Consider the following 25,859-nt stretch of genomic DNA (forward strand, 5'->3'; position numbering starts at 1 on the left):
GCTGAGTCTGTTGTCTCAGCAAGGGCACCTGTCAACGTGCCTATGGTAGCAGCAACTGCGCTAGCTACAAGCTCCTTCCTTTAGGGAGGAGTAGTTGACAAAAAATGAAGGTGCTACTAAGTCAAAATATATTCAATATGCAAAGCTCTTTCAGGTACAAAGGTCCAATGCTACCTTCTTTGCAAAAAAAGGAGAACAACAAAGTTTTTTAACAAGCACTAGCAACCAATTTTTGCAAACAAAAAAACTTAGTTTTGACATCTTTCCTATGGCCCATAAAAGATATTTCTCTAATGGGCAGCCTGGTGGTTATCCTTCAATGGGTAATGAAGAATTAGCTATAGAACTTAATAAGGCTGCTCAATTGGGGAAGGTTCTTTTTACACAAGGCAAGTATAAGGAAGCACTGGGGTACCAAAATAGAGCGGTAGAACTTTCTAGAAAATTGAATAATTCTCTTGTTTTGTCATCGATCTTAAGCGATATGGGAGGAACGCTTGCTTGTTTGGGAAATTATGAAGAAGCCTTAAAAGTGCACAAAGAGGTGTTAGAGATAAACAGGGAAATGATAGACGAGAGGCGTGGTGACGCAGCAGTAAGCTTGAATAATATGGCAACGGTTACTGAAAAGCTAGGAAAGCTGAATGAGGCTTTGGAGCTTTATAAGCAGTCTTTAAAAATTTTTAAGGAGCTCCAAGGGACGAGGTGGGGTAAAAATGCATTATTAACTTCAAATAATATAGGAGCTGCCTATAATTATTTAGGACAACATACTGAGGCACTAAAATGGCAGAAAGAGGCTTTAGAATTAGGTGAAAAGTTTTTAAAACAAGAAGATCCCAATATGGTTGCAGTTATAAATAATATAGGATTAACACTTAACTATTTAAAAAGAAATGAAGAAGCAATGAAGTATCATAAGCAAGGGCTAGAGCTTCGTAAAAAACTACTAGGAGATATGCATCCACATGTGGCATTGAGTTTAAATAATGTGGGAATGTGCTTTGGGTACATGGGAAATAACACTGAGGCATTGAAGTATTATAAGGAAGCAATAGAAATTTATAGGAGTTCTGCTGGAGAAGGACTCCCGGACCTATTGGCAAGGAGCCTGGGTAATGCAGGTCTAGCCTATGCTAGTCTAAAAGATTATGCCCAGGCTCTAGAATATCTATCACTAAGTTTCAAAACTTACTGCCGCGTGTTTAAGGAACCACACCCTGAAACTGAAGCTGCTTTACTTAATCTAACTCTTTTTACTGGGGCTCCGAATACCTCCGAGCAAACAAGGAAAATAAAGGATGAGGTTCTTCCCCTTGCTGAAGAGAGATTGGGGTCGAATCACCGGCTTGTAGAGACTCTTCAAAACTTAGTTCGATCTTGAATTAAGCAGTTTTTCTTAAGGCCTCGTCGAGGTCGTGGGTGAGGAGCTCGAGCTCCCGGAGGAAGCTTTTGGTTGTTTCGGGGTGCTTGACATAGGCCTCCATGATGTGGAAGAGGTCACTTTCACTCTCTCCATTGAAGGTTTCGACAGCATTTAAAATAGTCACTCTTTGGTGACGCTTGACTGCGAGGGGTTGAACAAAGATATTTTGGATGATCGAACCAATTTCTTCAATTTCTTCATCTTCAGCTTTCTGGACTTTGATGCAGCTCGCATAGAGATGATTCACATCATCGGCAATTTTTTGCAAAAACTCCCGCTCGGTGCAGAGCCCCCCGTTTTGAGCGAGCTGATTGACGTCGGTGGTGAACTTTTCGAGCTCTTCTCGAAAGTTAATAATGACTGACTTTTTGTCTTCTTGATTCATAGCCATACCTCTTTCGCCATCATAATAAAGTACGATCCCTTTTCGCAACAGAAAAATGTGCTGCAGCGATCGCAAAGGCGCTTGCAACATTGAGGGAGTTTTTCGATCCTACGAGGGGAATTTGGACGATATGGTCGGCGGCTTCGAGGGTTTTTGCCTTGAGCCCATACTCTTCGTTACCCAGGAGAAGAGAAAAGCTGTCGGGAAACTCAAAGTCGAAAATAGAGGGGGCCCCTTCGACAGTTTCTAGAGCGATAAGGGGTCCAGGAAGAGTGCTTAAGTCACCCCGTTGGGTGGGGACGGTGTGGGCAACACCCATCGCCGTTTTTTCCACTTTGGGGTTATCGATGAAGGGGGTGTTTTCTGAAAAGTAAACCGTTCCAAGGCGAAAGGCTTCAACGGTTCGGAGGATGCTCCCAATATTAAAGGCGGAGCGGAGCTCTTCCAGGTAAATTCCGATCGGAAGGTAAGGGGCGTTAGAGAGGATATCAAGCCGCTTTACATCTAAAGTGTTGTGTTCTTGCAGGGAAATGGCAGCTTCTCGCATATGAAGGTGGAACCGATCGCTGATCGCCTCCCTATTTTCTTCAAGGGGGGGGAGTTCAAGCCACTCTTCCATCATTCGATAGTGGGGGTCGAGGGGGAGTTTTTGCTCATAAAGGGAGCGGAGGTGTCTTCCCGCATGCTTATGCCGCTTGCGGTAGGGGAGGGAAAAGAACTTTTCCTTGGTAAAAGTCATGCCCTGGCAGCGAGGAACTCTTCGAGGGTGCCATCGAAGACCTGGATCCCATTTGATTCAATCGAGATGATCTTAGTGGCATACTCATTAATAAGGTCCCGGTCATGAGAGGCAACGATCGTCGTTCCTTGGAATTCGGACAGGCCCCAACCGAGAGCAGACACCGCTTCGAGGTCAAGGTGGTTATTAGGCTCGTCGAGAACCAGTGTGTTGTGTTTGTTGAGAAGAAGGGCTGCAAAAATTAGGCGGGCGGTTTCTCCTCCTGAGAGTTTGGAGATTTCCTTGAAGGCATCGTCTCCTCCAAAGAGCATCCGCCCCATGACACTTCGGATTTCTTGGTCATAGGCACTTTTTCTAAACCGTTTGAGCCAGTCGAAGGCTTGCACCTTCTCACTTTTGTCGATGAATTCTTCGTGGTTTTGGGGGAAGTAGGCAAGTTCGACCTGGTGGCCCCGCTCGATTGTTCCGCTATCGGGCTCCAAGACGCCAGCAAAGAGTTTTAAAAGGGTGGTTTTTCCAATGCCGTTGGTTCCGATCACTGCAACCTTATCGCCTCGCATCAGCTCGATTGAAAAATCTTTAATGACAGGGTTGTCCCCAAAGCTTTTGTTCACATTTTCGAGTCTGAGGGCGATCTTACCAGACTGTTTTTCTGGAGGTGTAAAGCGGATAAAGGGGCGTTGGATGTTTGACTTTTTAAGTTCTTGGGGTTGGAGGCGGCCGATTTCCCGGATCCGTGACTGCACTTGAGAGGCACGGGTTCCTGCTCCAAACTTGGAGACAAATTCTTTGAGTTGCGCAATCTTTTTCTCTTTTGACTTCGCCTCTTGCTCGGCGCGGGAGCGGACTGCTGTTTTTGCAACGAGCATCTCATCGTAGTTGCCGGGATAGGTGATGATCGTGTCGTAGTCGATGTCGGCGATATGGGTGGTGACGGCGTTGAGGAAGTGGCGGTCGTGACTCACAACAATTAACGTGCCGGTATAATTGTGGAGGAAGGTTTCCAGCCAGCCGATCGATTCGAGGTCAAGGTGGTTCGTTGGCTCGTCGAGAAGAAGAGCTTCGGGCTCTCCAAAAAGGGCCTGACAAAGGAGAACGCGGAACTGTAAATCTGTGGGGAGCTCATGCATCTGTTTTTCATGAAATTCGGCATCAATTCCCATTCCAATGAGGAGGACCTCGGCATTGGAGTCGGCGCTATAGCCATCTTCGTCAGCAATGACTTCTTCTAGATCGCCTAGTCGCATTCCGATTTCGTCGGTCATCTCTTTTTCATAAAGCATGTCTCGCTCGACCATCGCTTCCCAAAGGCGGGCATTGCCGACGATCACCGCATCGAGAACGCGGATATCTTTGAACTCTTCGATGTTTTGTCTGAGGAAGCCCACTTTTTTAGGAAGGGAGACAGATCCCGAGGTCGCATCTTCGACCCCCATCATGATCTTAAGGAGGGTGGACTTTCCAGCTCCGTTAGGGCCGGTTAGGCCATACCGATTCCCCGGGTTGAAGGCGGCGCAGACATCGTCAAAAAGGACGCGAGTCCCAATCTTTTTTGAAATTTTATCTAGAACAATCATACAGGGGAGTATAGCAAATGCTTTTTCATTAATCCAGAGGAAAATACTGGACTTTGTTCGCATTTTTGGGCATGGCGAGCTTTTTGATGCAGAGACTGTCGTAGTCCCGGTAGTAGAGGATATTGTTTTCTAGATCTTTAACAACAGTCCATTGAGTATAGTTGTAGTGTCCATCAAGGGAGCGGATTGCTCCATAAGGGATGTCAACGGTGTTCAGAAGGTGGAAAGCGAGGTTCACATTTTCTTTGGGATTCCTTGCTTTGTGAACAATATTTTTGAAGGTGGACATCCGGACAAAGCGGGAAGGAGGGGTCCAATCTCCGGGGATTCCGAGGAGTCCCGATCCTTGTCCGAGAGGGCCGATCACCGTTCCCTCAAGGTTGATTGCCCCCTTATTCAGAGGGGTCAGGTCGATGTAGTTCGCGAGGTTGATCACATGCCACTTAAAGTAGGGGGCATTGGTCAAGACACCGACAGTATTATCAGAGACTTCTATCTTCCCATCGATAAACTCAACGACAAGGCTAGCTCCTGACCGGTCATGGATCGAAAGATGGAGGGGAGGGACCGAATCGATTTGAGGAATTTTTACTCCGATGAGGTTTACCGCTTCGATCACCTCTTTGACCTCTTTAACGGTCGCAAAATTTCCTAAGAGCCAGTCGCCTAAAGCTTCCACTGGAAGCGCTTTCTTATCGTGGTCCACTTGGGGATATTTTGCAGAAGGAAACCAAAGGGCGCCATAGGAAAGGCCTGCTTCATTCATTCCATCGGTGATGATTTCTCGAACAAAAGCGGTCACACCAATATAGGTGTATTTGTTGGTCCAGGAAAAGCCATTTTTACCCATCTCCTCTCCCTTTGGATGGATCACCAGCTCTGACTTGAGTGGAACCGAAAATTCCATCGATCGCCCAATGACCACATTGTCCTTTTCATCATGAAGACAAAAGTCGGTGCACCCAAAAAGAATGGAAGAAACGCAAACAAATAAGAATAGCTTAATCATAATTCCCTGTTATCACGCCTTTTCTTTTTCTAGCAATCTTGTTAATTTAAAGAGATGAATTTTAAAAAGTTTTCAGGGGAGTTTATCCACTATATGGAGGTGGTGAAAAATGCCTCTCCCCATACTCTCCGCAACTACCATCTTGACTTAAAAGCCTTTAAAGACTTTTCCAAGGGAAAAGAGATCAATAAGCGGACAATTCGCAGTTACCTTGCCCATCTTCAGATAAAAGGAGCCTCGAAACGGACCATTTTGCGTCACCTCTCTTCGCTTCGCTCCCTTTTTAAATACCTTCTTCGGGAAAAAAAGATTAAAGAAAACCCCGCCGCTGAAATCGGCAGTCCGAAGCTAGACAAGCCCATTCCTAAAGCCCTCTCTTATGGAGAGGTGGAAGAGCTCTTTAAGCAACCCAATACCGATGAGCTGTTAGGATTTCGTGACCGGTGCATCATGGAACTTTTCTACAGCTCAGGGCTTCGGATTAGCGAATTGGCCCTTCTCGACCGCGGAGACTTTAATCCCAAAGGGCGCTCTTTGCGGGTGAAGGGAAAAGGAAAAAAAGAGCGGATCGTTCCCATTACTCAAAACGCCACTAAGTGGATGAAAGAGTACCTCAACCATCCCACCCGCTTCGAAGAGGGAAAGCCCCACTATCAAAAAGATCAAGAGGCCATTTTTCTTAATAAGTGGGGAGAGCGCCTTTCCCCTCGCTCGATCGACCGCCTCTTTAAAACCTATCTTCGGAAAAGTGGCCTTGCAGGGAACATCACCCCCCACACAATCCGTCATACGATCGCGACCCACTGGCTTGAAAAAGGGATGGATCTCAAGACGATTCAGGTTCTTTTGGGACATGCTTCACTCGGGACAACGACGATCTACACTCGCGTTTCAACAAAGCTGAAACGGGAGGTCTATGAAAAGGCCCATCCAAGAGCAAAGCGGGCAAGAAAAAGCGCTAGCAAAGCTAGCGCTTGAGGTTCCCGGAGGGGGAATAAGCCGGATTCTGTCACTCACACGCGAGGTGTAAGTTGCAATCATTCATCTAGGGGCCTTATCGCTAAGACCCTCGAGCGACGTGAAAGAGTTCCGTTTGCGAAAAACAGATCGAACTCTTTTCTTGCTTCAGGTGGGGTTTGCATCTCCCAGCTGTTGCCAGTTGGGGGTTTGGTCCCAAACCAAACATTTTCATCCTACCCAGCCCTTGCGGGCTAGCGGCCTGTTTTCTGTTGCACTTTCCGTAGCCTTACGGCTCCCAGCCTTTCGCTGGCACCTTTTTCTCTGAAGTCCAGACTTTCCTCTCCCTTAGAAGCTCAGCTCCTAAAGCAGCGATTGCGTCCCACTCCGTAGTTTTTGATGTCGAAGTCTCAAGATCTGGGTGCAGTTTCACCCAAGGATTTTAAGGACTTCAACACCTTTTGGTGTCTTAGACACCTTAGGCCTTCACTGTGCGGCGGCGGCGGCGCTTTGTCGCAACAGTGGTTCCTTCGACAGCTTCGCTCTCCTGCCAGAAGTGGATCCGCGAGCAGTGCTCACAGAAGATTACGTTCTCTCCTTTTCGCACGAGGTTTTCATGCTGAAGGGTGAGGGCAATGTGGCAGCCGCTGCAGGCCCGGTTTTCAATCGGGACGATGACGCGGTCTTTCTTATTGCGAAGGAGTCTTTCGTAAATGGTAAGGATCTCAGGATCCACCTTATCGATGAGCGCATCTCGCTCTGTCTTTAGCTGCTGACCCTCTTCGTTGATCTGGTCGATATTCGCCTTGATCTCTTTTTCGAGCTCTTGGCTACTTGTTTCAGAGGAGGTGAGGCTCTCCTTGATCTTTTCAAGGATCTCTTCCTCAGCAACTTTTTTATCTAAAATGTTGGAGGTTTGGGTCTCGAGAGCAACCTTTTCCCGCTCAACAGCAGTCATTTCCTGGGTCAGGGCGTTGAATTCTTCGACTTTTTTGATAGAAGCTTGCTGAGCCTCAAACTTTTTGTACTTATCGGTGAGTTCCTGAATCTTCTCCTCAAGCCCTTTGACCTGCTTGTTGATTTCGCTAATCTCTTCTTCTTTAAGGGCTAGCTGCTCTTTTAGCTCAGTGCGGAGGGATTCGATCTGCTTCAGCTCTTTCTGTCGCTGCTTTTTGACCCGCATGAGGCGAATCATCTTAATATCAAGTTCTTGAATTTCAAGAAGTAGTTTTAATCTTTGGTCCATTTGTCCCTGTGCTTGTATCATTCTTTGATAGGGATATTATCCGATATAGGAAAATTCCTCAAGGAAAATTCTTAGTGGCACGAATAGCCTCGATCGTGTCATACTGCAAAGGTAAGTATGGAGCTAGCTGTAATGACATTTTTGAACCGCTACTTTGATCAGGTCCCAGAGGGGGAGCGGTCCTCTGCCGCGATCGCTTATCTGGCGGCAATTGATCATTTAAACGAGCAAAACCCCGAGATTGCCGACGGGATCCTTAAGGAACTTGCTGATCAACGGGGCACTCTCAAGATGATCGCTTCGGAAAACTACTCGTCGCTCGCCACGCAATTGGCGATGGGGAACCTCCTTACCGACAAGTATAGCGAAGGCTTTCCCTTCCACCGCTTCTATGCGGGATGTGAAAATGTTGACCGGATCGAAGCGCTCGCTGTCGAAGAGCTGAAAAAACTTTTTAACGCCGAACATGCTTACGTTCAACCCCACTCGGGAGCCGATGCGAATCTGGTTGCTTTTTGGGCCATCTTGGTTCACCGCGTTCAAAATCCCAATGTAAAGCGGCTTTACAACAAGAGTGTCGATGAGCTTTCTACCGAAGAATATGAGGAGATCCGGCAGCTGATGCTCAACCAGAAGATGATGGGCTTGTCGTTGGATGCGGGGGGACACCTGACGCATGGTTTCCGCCACAACGTGTCGGCAAAGATGATGCAGGCGGTCACCTATGGGGTCGATCCCAAGACCGAAGAGATGGACTACAAGGCGATCGAAGAGCAGGCGATGCGGGAAAAACCGACCATTTTAATTGCGGGCTACTCGGCCTATCCAAGGCTGGTGAACTTTGCGAAGATGCGAGAGATTGCCGATAAGTGTGGCGCTGTCTTTGTGGTCGATATGGCTCACTTTGCAGGGCTGGTTGCGGGTAAGGTGTTGACCGGAGAGTATGACCCCGTTCCTTACGCTGACATTGTGACCTCTACGACCCATAAGACACTGCGCGGTCCCCGTGGCGGATTGATTTTATGCAAGAAAGAGTACCGGGAAGTGATCGATAAGGGATGTCCGCTTGTTCTCGGCGGTCCCCTCCCCCATGTGATGGCAGCCAAGGCGGTGGCCTTTAAAGAGGCAAATAGTGAAGCGTTTCAAAATTATGCGAAACAGGTGGTTCTCAATGCGCAGGCTTTTGCTGAGAGTTTGCTCCGAAAAGATGTCCGGCTCGTGACAGGGGGAACCGACAACCATCTCCTCGTTGTTGACGTGATGTCAAGCTTTGGCTTGACAGGGCGGCAGGCGGAGGTTGCGATGCGAGAGGCGCTGATGACCGTGAACCGAAATGCGATTCCCAATGACCCGAATGGGGCGTGGTACACCTCGGGCGTGCGGATCGGGACACCCGCACTCACTTCACGGGGGCTGAAGGAAAATGAGATGAGAGAGATTGCCGATTTAATGGTCGATCTGCTAAAAGTAACCCAAGCGAAAGTGGTGGAACGGACAGGGAACCTAAGCAAGGCGAAGGTGTCGATCGATGCCACAGTCCTTGAAAGAGCAAGACATGAAGTTACGCGATTATTAAGTGAGTTCCCCCTCTATCCAGAGCTTGGAGCAGTTTAACAAAGGAATGAATAGATGAGCGAAGAAGAAAACGAAGAAACCTCCCGCAATTTTGACTCAAAGGTCGAGCACCTTCTCTTAGAGAAGCGGCGGATCTTTTTTTCAGAAGCGGTTTCCGACAAAAGTGCCAAGGATGCGATCCGAAAACTCTGGTACCTCGAACATCAAGCGCCTGGCGAGCCGATCCTCTTTGTGATCAACTCTCCTGGAGGCTCTGTCGACTCGGGCTTTGCGATCTGGGATCAGATCCAGATGATCACCTCCCCCATCACCACCCTGGTCACCGGGCTTGCAGCATCGATGGGATCGATCCTCAGCTTGGCAGCGGCTCCTGGCAAACGGTATGCAACGCAAAATGCGCGGATCATGATCCACCAACCGCTGATCGCAGGGGTGATCCAAGGACAAGCGACCGACCTTGAGATCCAAGCAAAAGAAATCATCAAGACCCGGAAGCAAATTGTCGATGCCTATGCGGCGGCTACCGGAAAAGACCATGCTCTGATTGAAAAAACCATCGATCGAGACACCTGGATGAGCGCTGAAGAGGCAAAAGACTTTGGTCTCCTCGATGGGATCGTCTCTTCCTACAAAGAGCTTGGGTTTGAGTAAGTGGAACTTTCCTTTTCCAAATACCATGGAACGGGAAACGATTTTATCTTGATCGACGATCGAGAGGGAAATCTTTCCCTCTCTTCTGATATCATCACTTCTCTTTGTCACCGCCAATATGGAATTGGGGCCGATGGGATCATCCTCCTCACACCTTCGGAGGAAGGGGATTTTGGGATGCAGATTTTTAATCGGGATGGCTCAGAAGCGGAGATGTGTGGCAATGGACTCCGTTGCCTTGTCCAATTTTTGCGCGATCTGGGGGAAGGAGGCGATAGCTTTCAGATCGAAACGATGAAAAAGATCTATCCCTGTATGATCGAGAAGGGAAAAATCTTTGTGTCGATGGGGATTCCAAAGATCGTCGAAGAAAAAGAGTCCCACTTCCTCCTTGAGGTGGGGGTTCCCCACTTTGTCACCTTTGTTGATGATCTTGCTTCTTTCGAGAAAGGGGCAAAAAAACACTTTTCTTCTTTAGGTGTAAATATCAACTATGCTAAGTTCGATCCCTGCGGCGTCATCTATATGCGCACGTTTGAGAGGGGTGTCGAAGAAGAGACCTTCTCATGTGGCAGTGGCGCGACGGCCGTTTGCATGGCAGCATGGAAGCGGTTTGGGCTCGCTGGCCCAGTTGATATACACTTTCACTCTGGACAGCAGCTCCAATTTAAGCTAATAACAAAAGATGGGGTGTTACAAGACCTGATCATGTCAGGTGGTGTCACCCATGTTTTTAATGGCACCATGGTATGTGTGAGTGACGGCCAACCCTTTCAAACCCCAGCACAGTGCTGAGGGAGAAGATCTGATCCAAAAAGGACATGTTAAAAGCATTGTCTTTTCTGAAGGAACCTATCAAGTCGAAGTGGAAGATCCCTCAGTCGAAGGGGAGTTTTGGCCCTTTTTACAAATCGGAGATGAGGGGGAGGTCAAAGATGCCTTTTGCACCTGCGAAGAGGCTGAAAAATACCGCTCTTGCCCCCACCTTGCCGCTGCTTTTATCAAAATTGTTCAAGAAGAACCTCTCCACATCCGCTTTCAAGACTCCTTTTGGAATAAACTTTGCTTGATGGCTTTCAAAAGGCATGGAGGGGCGCTGACTGCCCTTACAAAAGAGGGGGAAAAAGAGTATATCGCCACCTCCGAAGGGGGAGAAACCCTCTTCTCGGTCAAGGTCAAAACCTCCAAAGGCACCACCCTTCTCAAAGAGCTGATTTTCGACCGTCCTGAAGAAACCGAAGAAACGTCGCTAAAATTTTCCAACCTCGCTCCCGAGGAACTTGCCCTTTGGAAACGGGGAACCCCCACCCAAGAGCTTCAGTATGAGCTCTCCTTTTGGTCAGACCTCGCAAAGTGGATGCTCCTTTCTGAAGAATTTGGAGAAAGCTACACCATTCAATTTAGCGCCTCTGGCCAGGCGCTTCCCAAGCAGGTGACGGTCACCTTTAAAGACTTGGAGTTTCAGTTTTATATTGCAGAGGTGAACTGGAAAGAGATCATTCCCTCCCTCAAATTGGTCGAGTCCCCCCTTCCCGTCCATGAGTTTCGAGATGTGAAAGTGCAGAAAATGGACTACGATCCTGCGGAGAGAGCCCTTCGCATCACCGCCGAGCCTTTAGGAGAAAAGAGGGGAAATGGGGCGATCGCGGTAGGGGAGTGGGAGTTTTATGCTGACGGAGGCTTTTTCCCCAGAAAAACAAGCCCCCTCCTTAAAAAGAAGAGTGTTCCGCAGGAGAAATTGGGAGAGTTTTTGGACCAAAATTTTAAAGCGATCCAAAAGTATCTCGAAGGGATCACCCTTTCGCGAGAGGCAGTCGCCCCCTCCTATGATCTCCACTTTGATGAGAAGCAGCGGCTTCATATCAGCTGCTATGCCTTTGAAAAAGGGGACCTTCAAAGGGAACATTCTGCTCTTTTTGCCCCTTGGGTTTACATCGAAGGGAAAGGGTTTTTCCCGATGAAGGAGATGCTCTTTGAAAAGACAGAGACCATTGTTCCTCCTGAAGGGATCGGAGATTTTATCAACCAGCACCGCCTCTGGCTCAATGAAAGAGAGGGGTTTCGGATCCACCTTTCAAACGTCGAATTTCGCCTTGTCTATACCTTTGACTTAGAAAATCTCTCCTTTGACAGTGAGTCGGGAACCTACGAGGGAGTCGAAGACATTCTCGACTTTGGCGATTGGCTTTACATGAAGGGAAAAGGGTTTTACAAGAAGGTGCGGACACGAGGACTGGGCAATTTAGCCCCAGGAAAAGTGATTCCCGCAAACGAGATCCCCCATCTCATTTATGAAAACCGTGAAGAGCTCGAGCAGATCAAAAACTTTTTCGGCCCTATCTGCCCTCTAGAAAAAGCAGGGCTCAAAATCGGGCTCAATGAAAAACGAGAAATCGTCATCGAACCCCAATACTTTTACCATCCCGAATATCAAGATAAAGAGATCCACTACTATGGCGATTTTTCCTATGTATCTGGAGAGGGGTTTGTAGAAATTCCCTTAGCCGCCCGCCTTCCCAGTAAGTATCGACAAACCCGGGTGATTCCCAAAAGTCAAGAGGCCAACTTCATCACTGTCGAGCTGATTAAACTCAAAAACCAGATCATCAAGATCGATCGCCGCTTGAAAAAGCCCCACCATCTTACCCTGAAGGTGAACTCCCTTGCCAAAGGGACGGGGAAAATGTGGGAAGCGGCACTCGTCTATGTCAGCGAGTTTGGAGAAGAAAAGATTTCCACCATTAAAGAGGCTCTCGATCAAAACCGCTCCTATGCGATGACCGAAGCGGGCCTCCTTTTCTTTAAAGACCCTCGCTTCAACTGGCTCCATGAGCTTGGGAGTGTTCGTAAAGACATCATGAATTTTTCCACGTTGGAGTGGATCCGCCTCCGTACCTTTGAAAAGGTGGAAGAGCCCAAAGGGGATGATCCGACTTCAGAAAGGACTCGCGCCCTGCTTGAAGAGCTTGATGCTTTTGAAACCACCGACATTCTCAACCCTGAAGGGCTTAAAAGTACCCTCCGTCCTTACCAGTCGGTGGGTCTCAAGTGGCTTTGGTTCCTTTACTCCTACGGCCTTTCCGGTCTCCTTTGCGACGACATGGGACTCGGGAAGACCCACCAAGCGATGGCTCTACTTGCTGCTGCCAGAAATGCTCCCAGCGAGCTCCGCAAAAAATACTTCGTTGTCTGCCCCACCTCGGTCATCTACCACTGGGAAGAGCTCCTCGAAAAATTTCTCCCCGACTTCAAAGTCGTTGTCTTCTATGGAACGCAGCGAACCCTCGCTTCCTTCAATACTCGCGCCGACCTTCTCCTCACCTCCTACGGCACCCTCCGCAGTGAAAGAGAAGCCCTTTCCAAAATCGACTTCGACGTCGCCATCTTTGATGAGATCCAAATCGCCAAAAACAGCCAGTCGCAAACCCACAAAGCGCTCCTCATGCTCAATGCAAAAACCAAGGTGGGCCTTTCCGGAACCCCCATTGAAAACCGCCTTGCCGAGCTCAAAGCTCTCTTCGATAGCGTCCTTCCCGGCTACATGCCCTCGATGGCCCAATACCGGGAGCACTTTGTCAACCCCATCGAAAAGCATAACGACCAAGAGAAAAAAGAGCTCCTGTCTCGCCTGATCCATCCCTTTGTCCTCCGCCGGAAAAAAAGTGAAGTTCTCGATGACCTTCCCGAAAAAATCGAAGAGATCGCCTACTCCTTCCTTTCCGATGAACAACAAAAGCTCTACGAAGAGACGGTTAATAAATCACGCGATGCCCTCCTGACCGACATCACCAGCCCCAACAAAGATGTTCCCTACATGCACATCTTTGCCCTTCTCAATACCCTCAAGCAAATCTGCAACCACCCCTGCCTGATTACCAAAGATCTCAAAAACTACAAAGAGCACCAAAGTGGAAAGTGGGATCTCTTCATCGAGCTTCTCGAAGAGACCCGGGGGAGCGGCCAAAAACTTGTTGTCTTCTCCCAGTATCTCGATATGATGACCCTCATCGAAAACTATCTCAAAGAGCACAACATCGGCTACGCCACGATCCGTGGCTCCACCCAAAACCGGAAAGAGCAGCTCCACACCTTCCGTGACGATCCCAACTGCGAAGTCTTCGTCGCCTCCCTCAAAGCAGCCGGCACCGGTGTTGACCTCACCGCCGCCTCCGTCGTCATCCACTACGACCGGTGGTGGAACCCCGCCAAGGAAAACCAAGCTACCGACCGGGTGCACCGGATCGGTCAAAGTCGGGGTGTCCAAGTCTTCAAAATGGTCAATAAGCAAACGGTAGAAGAGCACATCCATGCTCTCATCGAGAAAAAGCTGGGTCTTGCCGAAGGGGTCGTCGGTTACGACGACCAAGACCAGATCAAACACCTCAATCGGAATGACCTGGCTGAGCTCCTTAGGAAATTGGCTTAACCATCAAATTCTTTAGGATCTATAGTGTTGAGCCTACCGTTTTTGGCATCTTCGAGTCCCTTCTGCACACTTTCGAGCACCGATGAGTCCTCTTTAAAAAGTGGGCGGATCGTTTTTCCAGAAGGGGAGAGCAGCTCCCCTTCCCAGTCGGAGATGTTACGGGTATCTGACGAAAAATTTGCTCCGATGATTGCAATTTCTTTTTTCTTATGCATATAAGGCTTGAAGTACCCTTTTTCTTGGATTTGCTTAAGGGCTGCTTTTGAGCTTCCATCAAGTTTAAGTTCAAGAATATAGGTAGCCTTTTCCACTTCTAGAACAACATCGATACGCCCCGTATTTGTTAGCCTTTCTGATAGGAGGTCAAAACCCATCCCATAAAGCATTGAGAGTAGCATCGCCTGATAAGTATATTCCTTGGCCCCTGCAAAGACTGGGTAGGGAAAGCTCGAAAAACCGGTTTTGATATGCTCAAATAGAATATCGATCTGATAGGTCTCTAGCGCTTTTGCAAATTTTTCAGACTCTCTAACATCGACCTCATCGGTAAAGTGTTCAACAAGGGAGTCCATGAAAGCTGTTCGGACCTCTTTGTTTGGGAGTCCCAAGTAATACCGCTTGGAGGTAGGGTTGTAGTCTTGGACGGTAAAGTAGCCTGCTTGGTACATCAGGGCTTTTAAATCGATTTTTTCCAATGAGCTGATGTCGGTCAACTCATCTTTCCTTGCCGTTGTCCCATCCAATGAAATCATCGACTTCGGATACTTCTTCAGTTGGTCGATCAGAAAAGAAGGGGTTCCTGTACTGTACCAATATCCGGCAGTTTCTTTCTTGCTCATAAAGTTAAGCGTTGAGAAAGGGTTATAGACGCAGAGGGGGGTTCTAGAAAAACGGTAGCCATTATACCATACCTTGACCTCTTCAAAAACCTTTTCCTCAGATGTTTCGCCCCTTTCAAAGGCAATCGCCTTGACCTCTTCTGAAAAATGCTTTTTCACCTCTTCATCGGTATACCCCATCATTCCAGCGTATTTGGGGTCCATTGTGATGTCATTCAAGTTATTAAGCCCTGAAAAAAGTGAAACATGGGAGAATTTGCTAATTCCTGTAATAAACCCAAACTCCAAATAACGGTCGAGACTTTTAAGCGTGGAAAAAAATCGTTTTAGGACTTCTCGGTTTTTTTCGGCGATACTAGGCTTGCTTAGGTGATTAATAATGGGCTGATCGTACTCATCGACTAAAATAACCACCCGATTTTGCTTTGCTAGTCCTATGACAAGCTTTCTAAGCTGCGCTTTAAGGGAAGAATGGGTCGGGGATGGGAGTCCATAAGACTGCCCAATTTCTTGAAGAATATCTTTTAAGTCATTTTCAAGTTCTTCAGGTGTGGTACTTTCGATTTGAGAAAAGTCCAAGTAGATGACGGGATGCTTTTCCCATTTATACCCACTGTTATAAATCGCACAGCCTTTAAAGAGCTCCTTGTTCCCTTTAAAGACCTCTTCAAGGGTATTCAAAAAAAGAGACTTTCCAAACCTTCGGGGTCTTGAGATAAAGTAGTAAGGAGAGCCCTCGCCGATTAACTTTTCAATAAAGTCGGTTTTATCGACATAAACGTAATCCCCTTTTGAGAGGATTTTGTGGATACTTTGGATTCCAATCGGAAGTTTTTTCATAAGCTAGGTATTTTTCCCCACAATTATACCAATTTATCAAAAAAAACAAAGGTTAATTCTTTTTCCTAAGCAGAAAGAACTGAGTGGTGATAAGGAGAGCCAGGCAAAGAATAGCGCTATAGAGGGGAGCAGGGAGACCGAAGAGGGACCAGGAGGTGTCGCTGCAGCCGCAGAGGGTCTGGCGGTACTCGACATAGGTGTGGTAGGCGCCCATGAGGAGGAGGGCGAGGAGGTTCACCTGGGTAAGGCGGAGGAGGCGCCGCTTCCAGGGAACGAAGAGGGCTATAAAGGCAAGGGCCCCTAGCGCGAAATAGAGGGCTCTTTGGGTGAGGCAAAGGGGGCAGGGGGCAAGATTTAGGCCATATTGGGCATAGTAGGAAAAGCCTAGGGCTATAAGGGCAAAGAAAAGGATAGTCAAAAATATTTTAGGATAGCTCATCTCTTCCTCTAATTACCTCTTTAGGGAATTTCTAGCTAGCCCTTAGAGCCGTTTTATGGTATCCTCTTAGGGTATGTTAAAGATTGCTTTGATTGGGCGCCCCAATGTGGGGAAGTCGGCCCTATTTAACCGGATTGCGAAGAGGCGGATTGCCATTGTTGATGAGATGGAGGGTGTGACCCGGGACCGTCTATATGCGGAGGCGGAGCTCTTTGGGCGCTCCTTTGAGATCATCGATACCGGTGGGATCGATGAGGGGAGCGAGATCCCCTTTGCTGAAGAGGTGAAGATGCAGGCGGAGATCGCCATTGAGGAGGCGGATAGCCTCATCATGGTGGTCGATAGCCGAGTCGGCCTGACTGCCCTTGATGAGCATGTTGCCCACCTCCTGCTAAGGAGTGGGAAGCCGCTGGTTTTGGCAGTCAACAAGGTGGATAATGAGGATGAGTCGGTTTTGGCTCCTTTTTATGCCCTTGGGGTTGAACAGGTGCTTCCGGTATCGGCGATTCAGGGAAACAATATCGCTGAGATGCTTGAGCTTGCCCTTGACCCCTGCCCCGAGGTGGAGAAGGAAGAGGAGGCTAAGGGGACCAAGGTGGCCATTATTGGCCGTCCCAACGTTGGAAAGTCGACATTGATCAATACCCTCCTCGATGAGGCGCGGTGTGTGGTCAGCCCCATTGCGGGAACAACCCGCGACTCGATCGATGTGTCGGTTGAGTGGAACGAGGAGACCTTTACCTTTATCGATACGGCAGGGATCCGGCGGAAAAAGTCGGAGCCTGAGGTGGTCGATAAGTTTGCGGCGATCCGGACCGACCGGGCCATTGAGCGGGCCGATGTCTGTATCCTCATGCTTGACTCTCAGGAGGGGATGACTTCCCAAGAAAAGCGGATTCTCAACCGGATCGAAGAAAAGGGGAAGGGGTGCATCCTCTTCTTCAACAAGTGGGACCTAGTGAAAGGGTTTCGGATGGAGCATTGCAAAAAGGGGATCGAAATGGAGGCCTCTTTTGCCTCTTATTGTCCCACCCTTTTTGGTTCCGCAAAGACAGGACGGAAATTGGACGATCTCTTTCCCCTGATTGGTGAAGTAAGCCACTACCGTGCCATGCGAATCTCTACGGGCCAACTGAATAAGTTTATCGAAGGGGCGATCCATAAGGTCCATCCCCCAATGATCAAAGGAAAGCGTCTCCGGATCTACTATATGGCGCAGGTCGATAGTAACCCTCCTCGCTTTGTCTTCTTCGTCAACCACCCCGATCTTTTAGATGATGCGTACAAACGGTACCTCATCAACCAGTTCCGAGAAGCCTACCGCTACACAGGCGTTCCTCTCACTTTTTATCTAAAGGGAAAGAAGGCTCGAAAAGGAAAAGCTCAGGAAGAGGTGGCTTTTCTAGAGAGTGTCTCTGAGTTAGAATTTATTTAGAGAGTGTCGTCAAATTCTAGCTGCTGTCTTAGCCCTTCCTATGGAAATCTCCAGCGTTGCCCTGCTTCAAGAGCCCACTTTGGGGCTCTCTCCATCGGGCGCCTTGGGGATCTCTCATAGAAAGAACTCTTCCATCAGAGATAATTTGACGACACTCTCTAGGTTTTCTTCGATTTTCTGCAGAAATTTTTTTGTGGAGAGTGCAGGCAACTTAGAAAAGTTGTCAAGCTCGAACATAAAAATTAATCAGAAAAGAAAGAAAAGATAAAAATTTTAATTCAGAGACATTCTCGTAGAAGAGCGTCTTCTTTTTGAAGAGGAGAATGTGGGATCCCACTTGTAGATCTCTCCATCGATCGTTACCTTCCGGTAGACCCAGTCCTCCTTATTTTCGCGGAGGAGGCGGTCACACCCCATGATATATCCCTTGATAAAGCCGTGCCGTTTCATGGCAAGAAGCATATAGCGGGAGCTAGTGGGGCGGAAGTGGCTTCGGGGACCATCGACAGGGGAGAGGATGTTTTGGTGGAAGAGGATCACAGACTCAGCTAGTTTGGTCATCCATCCACTTTTCTGAGGGAGAGGAGGAATGCGGCTTTTCTTAGCGATCATCTCACTATCTTTGCCCCACGGCTCGATAAAGCCCACTTCAGCGACTAGGGGAAGGGTCAAAAGAAGGGCGACTAAGAATTTCATTTAAAACCCAAATTTTAGCATGAGGACGGGAAAGAGGCCGTTCCGGTTGAGTTCGGGATAGGCGAGCCGTTCATAGAGGCGCTCGTTATAGAGTTTGGCACTTTCTCCCGCTCCGTAGATCCCACCAAAATACCACCCCGCTTCAAAACTTGCAAAGATAGTGCCGGCAGCGATATTTCCCTTTGAGTAGAAATGGACCGATGCCCAGATAAAGAGGCCGTTGAGGACAAAGGAGGTGAAGGCAGACTGCTTTTGCCCCACATAGAGGAAGCCAGCGCCGGGAACAAGGGCATTAAAGGTCTGCGCTTTGTTCACCGATTTTTTTTTTGCGTCGTAGGTCTCTAAAATATTTGTGAGGTAGGTCTTCGACGGGTCCTCTCTCTCGAGGGCCTGCAGCTCATCGAGGTCTCCCTCGATCAGCGCGGTCGAAACCCCCAGCTTTTTGGCTGTTTCCGGGTAGTGATGTTCGATGATCCTCAATACATAGTCGGCCTTTTTCTCTTCGCCGAGCTCAAGGTAGCTCTCATACATGATGATCAAGAGATCGTGGTAAGAGGGGAAGGTTTTGGTGGCGGTGTAAAGCGCTGAGTGGTCAAATTCCCTTTCGACCTCTTCGTAACGCTTCCCTAAATAGTAGGAGAGGAGGATCTGGTATTGGATCTCTTCGCGCCGCTCTTTTTCACCTGGAGGGAGCAAAAATTCAGCCCGTTTAAAGGTGGTAATCGCCCGGTAGAGGTCTAGCTTTTCAGCAAATTTTTGAGCGATGAGGTACTCCTTTCCCCACGGCTCCTCTTTTTCATGGGCGCTTAAGGGAGGGAATGCAGGAGGAAGTTGCATCAAATACTTGTCCTGAACCGAGTAGTTGACCTGAGGCTCGATCGTATCGGAAACCCGGTAACACCCAGCCATTGCCAGAAGACAAAGGGAAAAGAAGAGAAATCGCACCTTATTCATTTCAGAAAGGGTAGCAGACCCTTTTCGAAAAGTCTAGCCTGTATTTTTTTTCGCATCAACTGTTGGGTAGCGCTGTTTTATCGATTTTTTTTTAATAAAAAAATTGAATATAGTAACCTTTTCCATAAATGAGGAGCTTTCCTCAAAAGAAAAACTAAAAACCTGAATTTCGGGTTAAAAACTTCAGAAGGTGACAATGGCATTTCATTTGGGCATTCTTTACTTTATCCAAACTGCTTCTGCGATAGCAGTAGGAATAGCTTGTACCCGTTTTTTACTTCCTTTAAAAAAGGGGTTTCGGGAAGAAAACCAAAAACTGATTACCCAAGGAATGATTTATTTATTAATAACGATCTTTGGGATAGCCTTGATAGTTTATTGCGGAGTAGGTGTTTCGTGAAAAAAGTTTTTATGTTCGTTATATTTTTTCCATTAATGGCATTTTCTTCTATGCAAGAAGAGTATACGGAACTGTTTGGTGAAAAATTTTCTCAAATGGACATTGAAGGGTGCCATGAAATTCTCGATGAATGGTCGAGAAACTCTTATGAGGATTATGGGATTATCGAAGGGTTTCGAGCCACTTTATGCTTAGGTTCTGCTCTCGAAATTTATTGCTAGGTCTTCAGGGATCTTTTCAGAAACCACGAAAATCATTAAGGAATTTAATGATAGCCTTCGTAAAATAGATAACGCTAAGTCTGAGGCTTTAAATAAGAAGAATAACAAGGACTAAGCGATACCCATTCCGGCTCATGGGGGGCAAAGCCAGCGCAGGAAAACCCAAATCTTGAGTCGGATGGGGAAATACCGAGGAAACTCAAGCTCCAGTCAATAAAGCAACTCCCCAAAATCGATGGTTTCGTAAAAGTAGTCTTTTATCTCTGGGCTATGGGTGACACCATCGAGGTGGATAAGTACAGGGAGGGCAGAGGTTCCTCTTGGGAGCGCCAGTGCACGAATTTTTTTCTTCATCTCGTCAACGGCTTTGGCACTTATGGGAGATCTAGAAAATTTGATCTCACAGACATAGAGGTTTTTATATTTTGTCTGAATCAGGTAATCGACCTGGCAGCCTTTATGTCGTGTTTTTTGTTTTTGAAGGTAGGGGTTATCGGAAATAATATCTTCTGGTCGTATGCTAAGAAGTTCAAGAATTTTTTCACGGTTGCCGAGAACTAAATTTTCAAACTGTAATCCCATAACGGTATCCCAGTTTATGAAATTAGGAAGACCACCTTTGTTATAATGGCCCTTTTTGATTTTCTCTTGATGGGGAGAGATATACTTTAAGTAAAAGCGCAGATAATTATCGCTAAGTCGATATTGAGCAATCTTAGATTCTTTTCCGGAGGCAAGAGACCAGGTGAAGTCTTTACTGATAAATCCCCCTTTTTCAAGGGCTGTAAGGTAATTACTCAGGCGGCCACTACTTTTATAGTCGATCTTTTTAGAGATTTCTTTGTATTCAGCAGCTCCATCTGCGAGCGCCTCTACAATGTCTTTGTAAACTTGATCTTGTTTCCCAAAAACATCATGGAAAATTTGCTCGAACTCACCAAATAAGGCACCACCTTTTAAGAAACACTGCCTTTTAATATTTTCGTCAGCATTAAAATTTCCTTGCATTAGTTCTATGTACCAGGGGATGCCGCCAGTGACCGATAGCAGTTTGAACTTTTCATAAGTAGAACCTCGAAACCCATGCGCTTTTAGTAACCGGTTACAGTCTGCTAAGGGAAGGGGGTTGAGCTCTAAAGTCCAGGAAATCCTCCCATAAAAAGCTTTGCTATTTAAAATGTTATCGTCGATCCAGGTCGATACAGATCCACAAACAATAAAGATCAGCTTAGGGTTTTTCTTGAAAAGATCATCCCAAGCATTTTTTAACTTTGCCAAGAAGGCGGAGTCTTTTGAGCCGATCCAAGAAATCTCATCGAAAATGACCAGGACCTGTCCTGTCTTAACTTCACGCGCAAGAAAAGCAAATAGTTTGCTCCAATCGTCGGTCTTTATTTCGGGAAGACCTGTAACGGCACTTAACTGTTTTGCAAATTCATCGAGCTGGTCTTGCTTTGTTGTGTTTGGCTCAGGAGCAAGACCTGTAATTTTATACGTTTTTCGGTTTTTGCTAAATTCTTCGATGAGTCGACTTTTACCAATTCTTCTTCGTCCTTTAACAACGACAAAACTCGCTGAGCGCTTTTTTAGTAAAGCCCTTAGCTGTTTTATTTCTTCTTCTCTTCCTACGAAGGCTTCTTGCTCCACAGGGTCTCCTTAAAATGGTTCGCGATATCTGTAATTGTCGGTCTTGCGAACCATTTTGTCAATTAAATTCGGTTCGCAACATGCGCATTTGCATGTTTTGCGAACAGAATCTATTTTGCTAAGCTGTTTTTTGTTAGCGGTTTGCGTATTTTTGTTCGCAAAAAAAAGAAGCTTTTTCAAAAAATTATTTTAGTAGCTATCATCGGGGGTTTTGACGAGCTCAATGCCGGCATCGAAGTCTTCGGCGTTGGCCTGGTCGCGATAGATGTCTTCTTGCCGCTCGGTGATTTCAGCGTAGGTGTCGAACGACTTGATGATATGGGGACGGACGAAGATAACGAGGTTGGCAACGGTTTTGTTGGTCGCGTTATCGCTAAAGGCGGCACCGATGAGGGGGAGTCCTCCGAGACAGGGGATTGAAGTTTTTGAGTGGGTGGTGGTATCTTGGATCGAGCCACTAATCACAAGGAAGCTTTTGTCAGGGACGCTGGCAACCGTTTTGGTGCTTGCTTTATTGGTGGTAATCCCCGCTATTTGGTCGGGTGTAGTGGTGTCTCCCTGGTCGGTATTGACAACCTCTGAGATATCTTCTTCGATCATCAGGGTGACAACATCATTATTACCGACAACAGGGGTGATGTTGAGGCTGATTCCCACGTCGCGGTATTCAAGGTTGGCTGTTTGGACGGTTGCCGCTCCACTATTGGTAACGGTCGAACCGGTGTAGGGGATGTTTTGTCCCACGAAAATAGTGGAGAGTTTGTTGTCTTGGGTGATCAGCTTTTGGTTGAGGACAATCGTTGACTCTCCATCGGTGCGGAGAGCATTGACAAGGGAACCGAGGGCAAAGTAGCTCTGCCCTTTGTGGAGGACAATATCACCGATCACACCAAGGTCCCCGCCAGATGCGAATGGGATGAAGCTTCCAGTGGGGGTGGTGGTAGCATTCACGGTGCGGAAATTATCGTTAAAGGCAACGAGGGGATCGGGGTTATTATTGGTGTTAATAGGGGTTGAAGAGGTTGAGTAGGCAAACTTATTGCGGTACTGTCCTTGCGAGGCCCAACGGAGACCAAACTGGAGATTGCTGGTGAGCCCTGTTTGGATGACAAGGACTTCGACAAAGACCTGCTTGAGGGGAACGTCGATACTTTTGATCAACTCTTTCAATTTCCCAAGGGCTTCGGGCTGTCCTGTTGCAACCAAGGAGTTCGTCACCTCGATCCACTGTAAGGTCTTTATTGCTTCGGAAAGGGCATCACCTCCTTTGGCTTTGGCTTTTTCAAGGTCGCCACCGATCAGTTTAATGGCGCTTTGGATTTCGCCTCCCGAGTGGTATTGCAATTTATAGATCAAAAAGCTCGTATCGGAAATGGTTTCTACCCCTGGTTCTCCCTCAGGAATGCCGGGACCAGGAATGTCAAAGCGCTCTAGGAGTTCCAAGACCTTTTGGGTATCTTCGGGCTCTCCTGAGATGAGGATCGAAGAGGTTCGTTCCATCCACTTTAGGTTGTTGATCGTATCAAAGAGCTCTCTATTGGTGACCCCAGAATTGATCAGGTTTTGCTCAAAGTCACGGAGTAACTGAATCAGTTCTTGACCTGGAACAAACTTGGGTTTGTAAATGAGGTATCCAGAAGGTGCGCGCGCAGGAAGCTCTTGGGCGAGATCGGGAATATCAAACTTTTGAGCAAGGATCAGCGCTTCTTGCACAGCAACGGGAGGTCCTGTAAAGATGAGTGAGTTGGTATCTTGGACGTAGCGCATGTTCATTAACGTTTTGATCAGCGCTTCTTGGGTGGAGCCTGCTTTTTGGAGGTCTTCTGCCATGTTCCTCAGGTAGCCCATTAGCGCAGGGCCGCTCAGATATTTGATCTTGTAGATGATGAAGGTGGTTTTTCCTGGCTGCTTACCAAACTCATCGGTAGGAACATCGAGAGAGGGGAGGAGCTCTTTGACCTTTTCGACCGACTCGGCGGTTCCTGTGAAGAGGACACCCTTTCCTTTTGAAACAAGGCGGGTGTTTTTCAACGTGTCGATGAGCGCTTTATCGACAAACCCCGACTCTTCCATGTCATTCGCAACGGTTTTTGCATGTTCGATGAGCTCTTTAGGGCTGACATGGATCGGAGTATACACATAAAACTCGCTGGCACCAGGTGATTCAAGGGTAGGTGCGTCGAAGGTGGGTGCGATTTCTTTGACCCTTGCAATAGCGGAAGGGGTTCCCGTAAAGAGCACTCCGGTTCCATCGGAGACAACGGTTGCAGAGTTGAGCGCTGCAATGAGGGTTTGGTCGGCAAGGCCTGAGCTTTTCATCTTGTCGGCAGCATGTTTTGCTTGCTTAATGACCGCCCCAGGTGTTTGGTTTTCCGGTTTGAAGATAAAGTATTGAGAGGAGAGGGTCTCTTGCTCCTGGGAGTCATAAGACTTGACCATCTCTTTGATCTTTTCGATGGCTTCGGGAGTTCCGGTAAAGACAACACGGGTCTCATTTTCAGAAAGGTGGGCTGATTTCATCGCTTGGATCAGCTCAGGATCCTCGAGTCCTGAAGCTTCGAGTTGCCTGGCTGCTTTATCGATATCTTCCTTGAGCCGCTCAGCCGAAATGGAGATCGGTTTATACATGAAAAACTCAGAGGTTGCTACACGTGTTCCTCCACTTGAAACGTCAAAGGTAGGAAGGATCTGTTTGAGCTTGTTTAAGGAGCGTTCATCCCCTGTAAAAATTAAAGAGTTGTTTTCCTTGACCCACTTCATCGATTCGATCGTTTCGATCAGGTCATTGTCGGGGTATTGGGACTGTTTCAAGTTGATGATGAGTTTTTCTAAGGAATTAGCGATTTGCGGTTCATCGGCATTTTTGATTTTGTAAATGTAAAAGCCTCCCCTTAGGAACTCCATTTCTGTATCGCTATAGGGGATGTCTAAGCTTTCCAGGATGAGGCGGACTTCATTTAACGTCTGTTCATTTCCCATGAAAAGGAGGGAGTGGCTTTGCTTAATGAACTTCATCGTGTTTAATGTGTTCACGATTTCTTGTGATGCTGGCCCTGCAAGTTCTAGGTTTTGCTTGACCTCTTCAATCCCTTGTTCGAGGACATCAGCAGGCTTATTTCGGATGTGGTAGATGAGCACATTTTGGGCAGTGAGGGGGCCTCGAATTACCCGAGCAAGGGAAGGGGGGTTGTCGAGATCCTCGAGAATGGCCAAAGACTTTTCAATAAGAAAAGGGGTGGAGATGATAAAAATGGTTCCCGTTGTGTTTTGTGGGACATAGATGAGGGGATTTCCCTCAGAAACGGGAACGAGAATTTGCTCTGTAAGAGAGATTAACGTTTCGGGGTCGTTATTCCGGCAAATATAGGAGTCGATATCGAGGGGAGTTTTGGGTTGGTCCAAGGTATAGAAGAGTTTGTGGACCTCTTCGATATTTTGGGTGATATCGGTGATGATGATATTGCGGGTTGCCTCCGCCACTTCAATGATCGCATCGTTTGATAGAAGGGGTCGCACAATCCCTGCTAAGGTGACTGGGTTGGCATTTTTCACCTTGAAAACCCGTGTCATAATGGGGGGGACATGTCCTTCCTCAAGGGGAACTTCCTGTGAGACAACAGGGGCAATTTGCCGTCCAGCGCCTCCCTTTGTCACAACTAAATTGTTTCCCTGCTCTAGCAGGTCGAACCCATTGATCCGCAGTACTTGGATAAAAGCGGCCATGACATGCACCAATCGGGTCGGCTCTTCTGAGACAATGGTGACGTTAAAATTTAGCTCATTTTCGTTATAGACGAAGTTGACGCCACCGATCTTGCTGATAAACTTGATCAGTTCAATGACAGGAACATTATCGAAGTTAATCGTATATCCCTCACCGGTTTCAGGGGGAAGAAGACTATAATCTTGGACTGTTTTTTCCTTAGCGGCAGAAAGGGGGGATAGGGAAAAGCAAAGGAAACATACCAAGAAAAAAAAGGATAGAACTTTGCTTTTCATCACGTATTTTTACACTACTTATAAAGTTCTTATTTCATACCAGATATGGCAATTACTCCGCATCAATTTTTTTATAGAGAGGTGGGAGGGCAAGAAAATAGCTTACTCTCGTGTTCCAAAAATTGTTGTGTACAGAACAGAGTGGCTTTAGGGATTAATATGTAAAATTCTAATTGTAAGTCAATTGTGGCATTATGCATCATAAAATCGTCGGCCTTGTTCACCTTTACAGGTAAAAAGTTCGCACATTTATCGGTGGTATATGTAAGAAAGATACGTCGGGGGCTTGCCCCCGACGCATCTTTCATCCAACTAAGTATGCAGACTTAAAAAAATAAGGGGCTTGTTGTTCAGGAAAAAGTGAAAGAGTAAGGAAACCAGATTGCCCTGGTTTCCTC

The 25,859-nt window shown here is 47.3% G+C and carries 20 protein-coding genes and 1 other RNA gene; 9 read left to right on the plus strand and 12 right to left on the minus strand.

All coding sequences use genetic code 11. The features are described 5' to 3' along the window. The first annotated feature begins 94 nt into the window (after nucleotides 1-94). Entirely contained in the window at nucleotides 95-1,384 is a 1,290-nt protein-coding gene (locus tag NEPTK9_RS05770; RefSeq protein WP_194847883.1) for a tetratricopeptide repeat protein, read from the plus strand. Between the two features lies 1 nt (nucleotide 1,385). Here the strand turns inward: NEPTK9_RS05770 and NEPTK9_RS05775 are convergent, their stop codons facing one another. The 4 genes from NEPTK9_RS05775 to NEPTK9_RS05790 are packed head-to-tail and all read right to left on the minus strand — an operon-like array spanning nucleotide 1,386 to nucleotide 5,136. Then, nucleotides 1,386-1,811, minus strand: a complete 426-nt coding sequence (locus NEPTK9_RS05775; RefSeq protein ID WP_194847884.1) for a hypothetical protein — start codon at nucleotides 1,809-1,811, stop codon at nucleotides 1,386-1,388. Between the two features lie 19 nt (nucleotides 1,812-1,830). Continuing rightward, the gene (locus tag NEPTK9_RS05780) at nucleotides 1,831-2,550 is read right to left on the minus strand and encodes a TrmH family RNA methyltransferase (protein ID WP_194847885.1); all 720 of its coding nucleotides are present in this window, start codon (nucleotides 2,548-2,550) and stop codon (nucleotides 1,831-1,833) included. Then, on the minus strand, nucleotides 2,547-4,127 hold the full coding sequence (locus NEPTK9_RS05785; RefSeq protein ID WP_194847886.1) for an ABC-F family ATP-binding cassette domain-containing protein: 1,581 nt from the start codon (nucleotides 4,125-4,127) through the stop codon (nucleotides 2,547-2,549). Before NEPTK9_RS05785 ends, NEPTK9_RS05780 begins: the two co-directional genes overlap by 4 nt. 28 nt (nucleotides 4,128-4,155) lie before the next feature. Continuing rightward, nucleotides 4,156-5,136 carry a linear amide C-N hydrolase gene (locus NEPTK9_RS05790; protein ID WP_194847887.1) on the minus strand — a complete coding sequence of 327 codons (981 nt, stop codon included), beginning with the start codon at nucleotides 5,134-5,136 and terminating at the stop codon, nucleotides 4,156-4,158. A gap of 54 nt (nucleotides 5,137-5,190) precedes the next feature. On the opposite strand from NEPTK9_RS05790, the gene NEPTK9_RS05795 reads away from it, so the two are divergent. Beyond that, nucleotides 5,191-6,114: a tyrosine recombinase XerC gene (locus NEPTK9_RS05795; RefSeq protein WP_194847888.1), complete on the plus strand. Its 924-nt coding sequence runs from the start codon at nucleotides 5,191-5,193 to the stop codon at nucleotides 6,112-6,114. A 1-nt stretch (nucleotide 6,115) separates the two neighbouring features. Here NEPTK9_RS05795 and rnpB read toward each other — a convergent pair. Together rnpB and cdsZ are read right to left on the minus strand one after the other, a co-directional pair. After that, nucleotides 6,116-6,484: RNase P RNA component class A (gene rnpB / locus NEPTK9_RS05800), an RNA gene on the minus strand. Between the two features lie 87 nt (nucleotides 6,485-6,571). Next, nucleotides 6,572-7,339 carry a zinc ribbon domain regulatory protein CdsZ gene (gene cdsZ / locus NEPTK9_RS05805; RefSeq protein ID WP_194847889.1) on the minus strand — a complete coding sequence of 256 codons (768 nt, stop codon included), beginning with the start codon at nucleotides 7,337-7,339 and terminating at the stop codon, nucleotides 6,572-6,574. 132 nt (nucleotides 7,340-7,471) lie between these two features. Here cdsZ and NEPTK9_RS05810 point away from each other — a divergent pair, with 132 nt between their 5' ends. The 4 genes from NEPTK9_RS05810 to NEPTK9_RS09895 are packed head-to-tail and all read left to right on the plus strand — an operon-like array spanning nucleotide 7,472 to nucleotide 13,991. Beyond that, entirely contained in the window at nucleotides 7,472-8,953 is a 1,482-nt protein-coding gene (locus NEPTK9_RS05810) for a glycine hydroxymethyltransferase (RefSeq protein WP_194847902.1), read from the plus strand. A gap of 15 nt (nucleotides 8,954-8,968) precedes the next feature. Beyond that, nucleotides 8,969-9,565, plus strand: a complete 597-nt coding sequence (locus NEPTK9_RS05815; RefSeq protein WP_194847890.1) for an ATP-dependent Clp protease proteolytic subunit — start codon at nucleotides 8,969-8,971, stop codon at nucleotides 9,563-9,565. Then, the gene (dapF, locus tag NEPTK9_RS05820; protein ID WP_194847891.1) at nucleotides 9,566-10,360 is read left to right on the plus strand and encodes a diaminopimelate epimerase; all 795 of its coding nucleotides are present in this window, start codon (nucleotides 9,566-9,568) and stop codon (nucleotides 10,358-10,360) included. After that, nucleotides 10,323-13,991, plus strand: a complete 3,669-nt coding sequence (locus tag NEPTK9_RS09895) for an SNF2-related protein (protein ID WP_194847892.1) — start codon at nucleotides 10,323-10,325, stop codon at nucleotides 13,989-13,991. Before dapF ends, NEPTK9_RS09895 begins: the two co-directional genes overlap by 38 nt. Here NEPTK9_RS09895 and NEPTK9_RS05830 read toward each other — a convergent pair. Both NEPTK9_RS05830 and NEPTK9_RS05835 read right to left on the minus strand, forming a co-directional pair. After that, entirely contained in the window at nucleotides 13,988-15,670 is a 1,683-nt protein-coding gene (locus NEPTK9_RS05830; RefSeq protein ID WP_194847893.1) for an ATP-binding protein, read from the minus strand. The genes NEPTK9_RS09895 and NEPTK9_RS05830 overlap by 4 nt on opposite strands. A gap of 52 nt (nucleotides 15,671-15,722) precedes the next feature. Beyond that, nucleotides 15,723-16,109 carry a disulfide bond formation protein B gene (locus NEPTK9_RS05835; protein WP_194847894.1) on the minus strand — a complete coding sequence of 129 codons (387 nt, stop codon included), beginning with the start codon at nucleotides 16,107-16,109 and terminating at the stop codon, nucleotides 15,723-15,725. Between the two features lie 73 nt (nucleotides 16,110-16,182). Here NEPTK9_RS05835 and der point away from each other — a divergent pair, with 73 nt between their 5' ends. Next, nucleotides 16,183-17,544, plus strand: coding sequence for a ribosome biogenesis GTPase Der (gene der / locus NEPTK9_RS05840; RefSeq protein ID WP_194847895.1), 1,362 nt, complete (start codon nucleotides 16,183-16,185; stop codon nucleotides 17,542-17,544). A gap of 273 nt (nucleotides 17,545-17,817) precedes the next feature. On the opposite strand, the gene yidD is transcribed toward der, so the two are convergent. Next, the gene (gene yidD / locus NEPTK9_RS05845; protein WP_194847896.1) at nucleotides 17,818-18,240 is read right to left on the minus strand and encodes a membrane protein insertion efficiency factor YidD; all 423 of its coding nucleotides are present in this window, start codon (nucleotides 18,238-18,240) and stop codon (nucleotides 17,818-17,820) included. Continuing rightward, nucleotides 18,241-19,194, minus strand: coding sequence for a tetratricopeptide repeat protein (locus tag NEPTK9_RS05850; protein WP_194847897.1), 954 nt, complete (start codon nucleotides 19,192-19,194; stop codon nucleotides 18,241-18,243). A 196-nt stretch (nucleotides 19,195-19,390) separates the two neighbouring features. Between NEPTK9_RS05850 and NEPTK9_RS05855 the strand changes: the two genes are divergently transcribed. Both NEPTK9_RS05855 and NEPTK9_RS05860 read left to right on the plus strand, forming a co-directional pair. Continuing rightward, on the plus strand, nucleotides 19,391-19,594 hold the full coding sequence (locus tag NEPTK9_RS05855) for a hypothetical protein (RefSeq protein WP_194847898.1): 204 nt from the start codon (nucleotides 19,391-19,393) through the stop codon (nucleotides 19,592-19,594). Continuing rightward, complete coding sequence (locus NEPTK9_RS05860) at nucleotides 19,591-19,815, plus strand: hypothetical protein (RefSeq protein WP_194847899.1); 225 nt, start codon at nucleotides 19,591-19,593, stop codon at nucleotides 19,813-19,815. Before NEPTK9_RS05855 ends, NEPTK9_RS05860 begins: the two co-directional genes overlap by 4 nt. A gap of 210 nt (nucleotides 19,816-20,025) precedes the next feature. Here NEPTK9_RS05860 and NEPTK9_RS05865 read toward each other — a convergent pair whose 3' ends face one another. Both NEPTK9_RS05865 and NEPTK9_RS05870 read right to left on the minus strand, forming a co-directional pair. After that, nucleotides 20,026-21,462 carry an ATP-binding protein gene (locus tag NEPTK9_RS05865; protein WP_194847900.1) on the minus strand — a complete coding sequence of 479 codons (1,437 nt, stop codon included), beginning with the start codon at nucleotides 21,460-21,462 and terminating at the stop codon, nucleotides 20,026-20,028. A gap of 189 nt (nucleotides 21,463-21,651) precedes the next feature. Next, the gene (locus NEPTK9_RS05870) at nucleotides 21,652-25,461 is read right to left on the minus strand and encodes a secretin N-terminal domain-containing protein (protein WP_194847901.1); all 3,810 of its coding nucleotides are present in this window, start codon (nucleotides 25,459-25,461) and stop codon (nucleotides 21,652-21,654) included. Nucleotides 25,462-25,859 lie beyond the last annotated feature (398 nt).

This window comes from Candidatus Neptunochlamydia vexilliferae (genome assembly GCF_015356785.1).
Taxonomy (GTDB): domain Bacteria; phylum Chlamydiota; class Chlamydiia; order Chlamydiales; family Simkaniaceae; genus Neptunichlamydia; species Neptunichlamydia vexilliferae.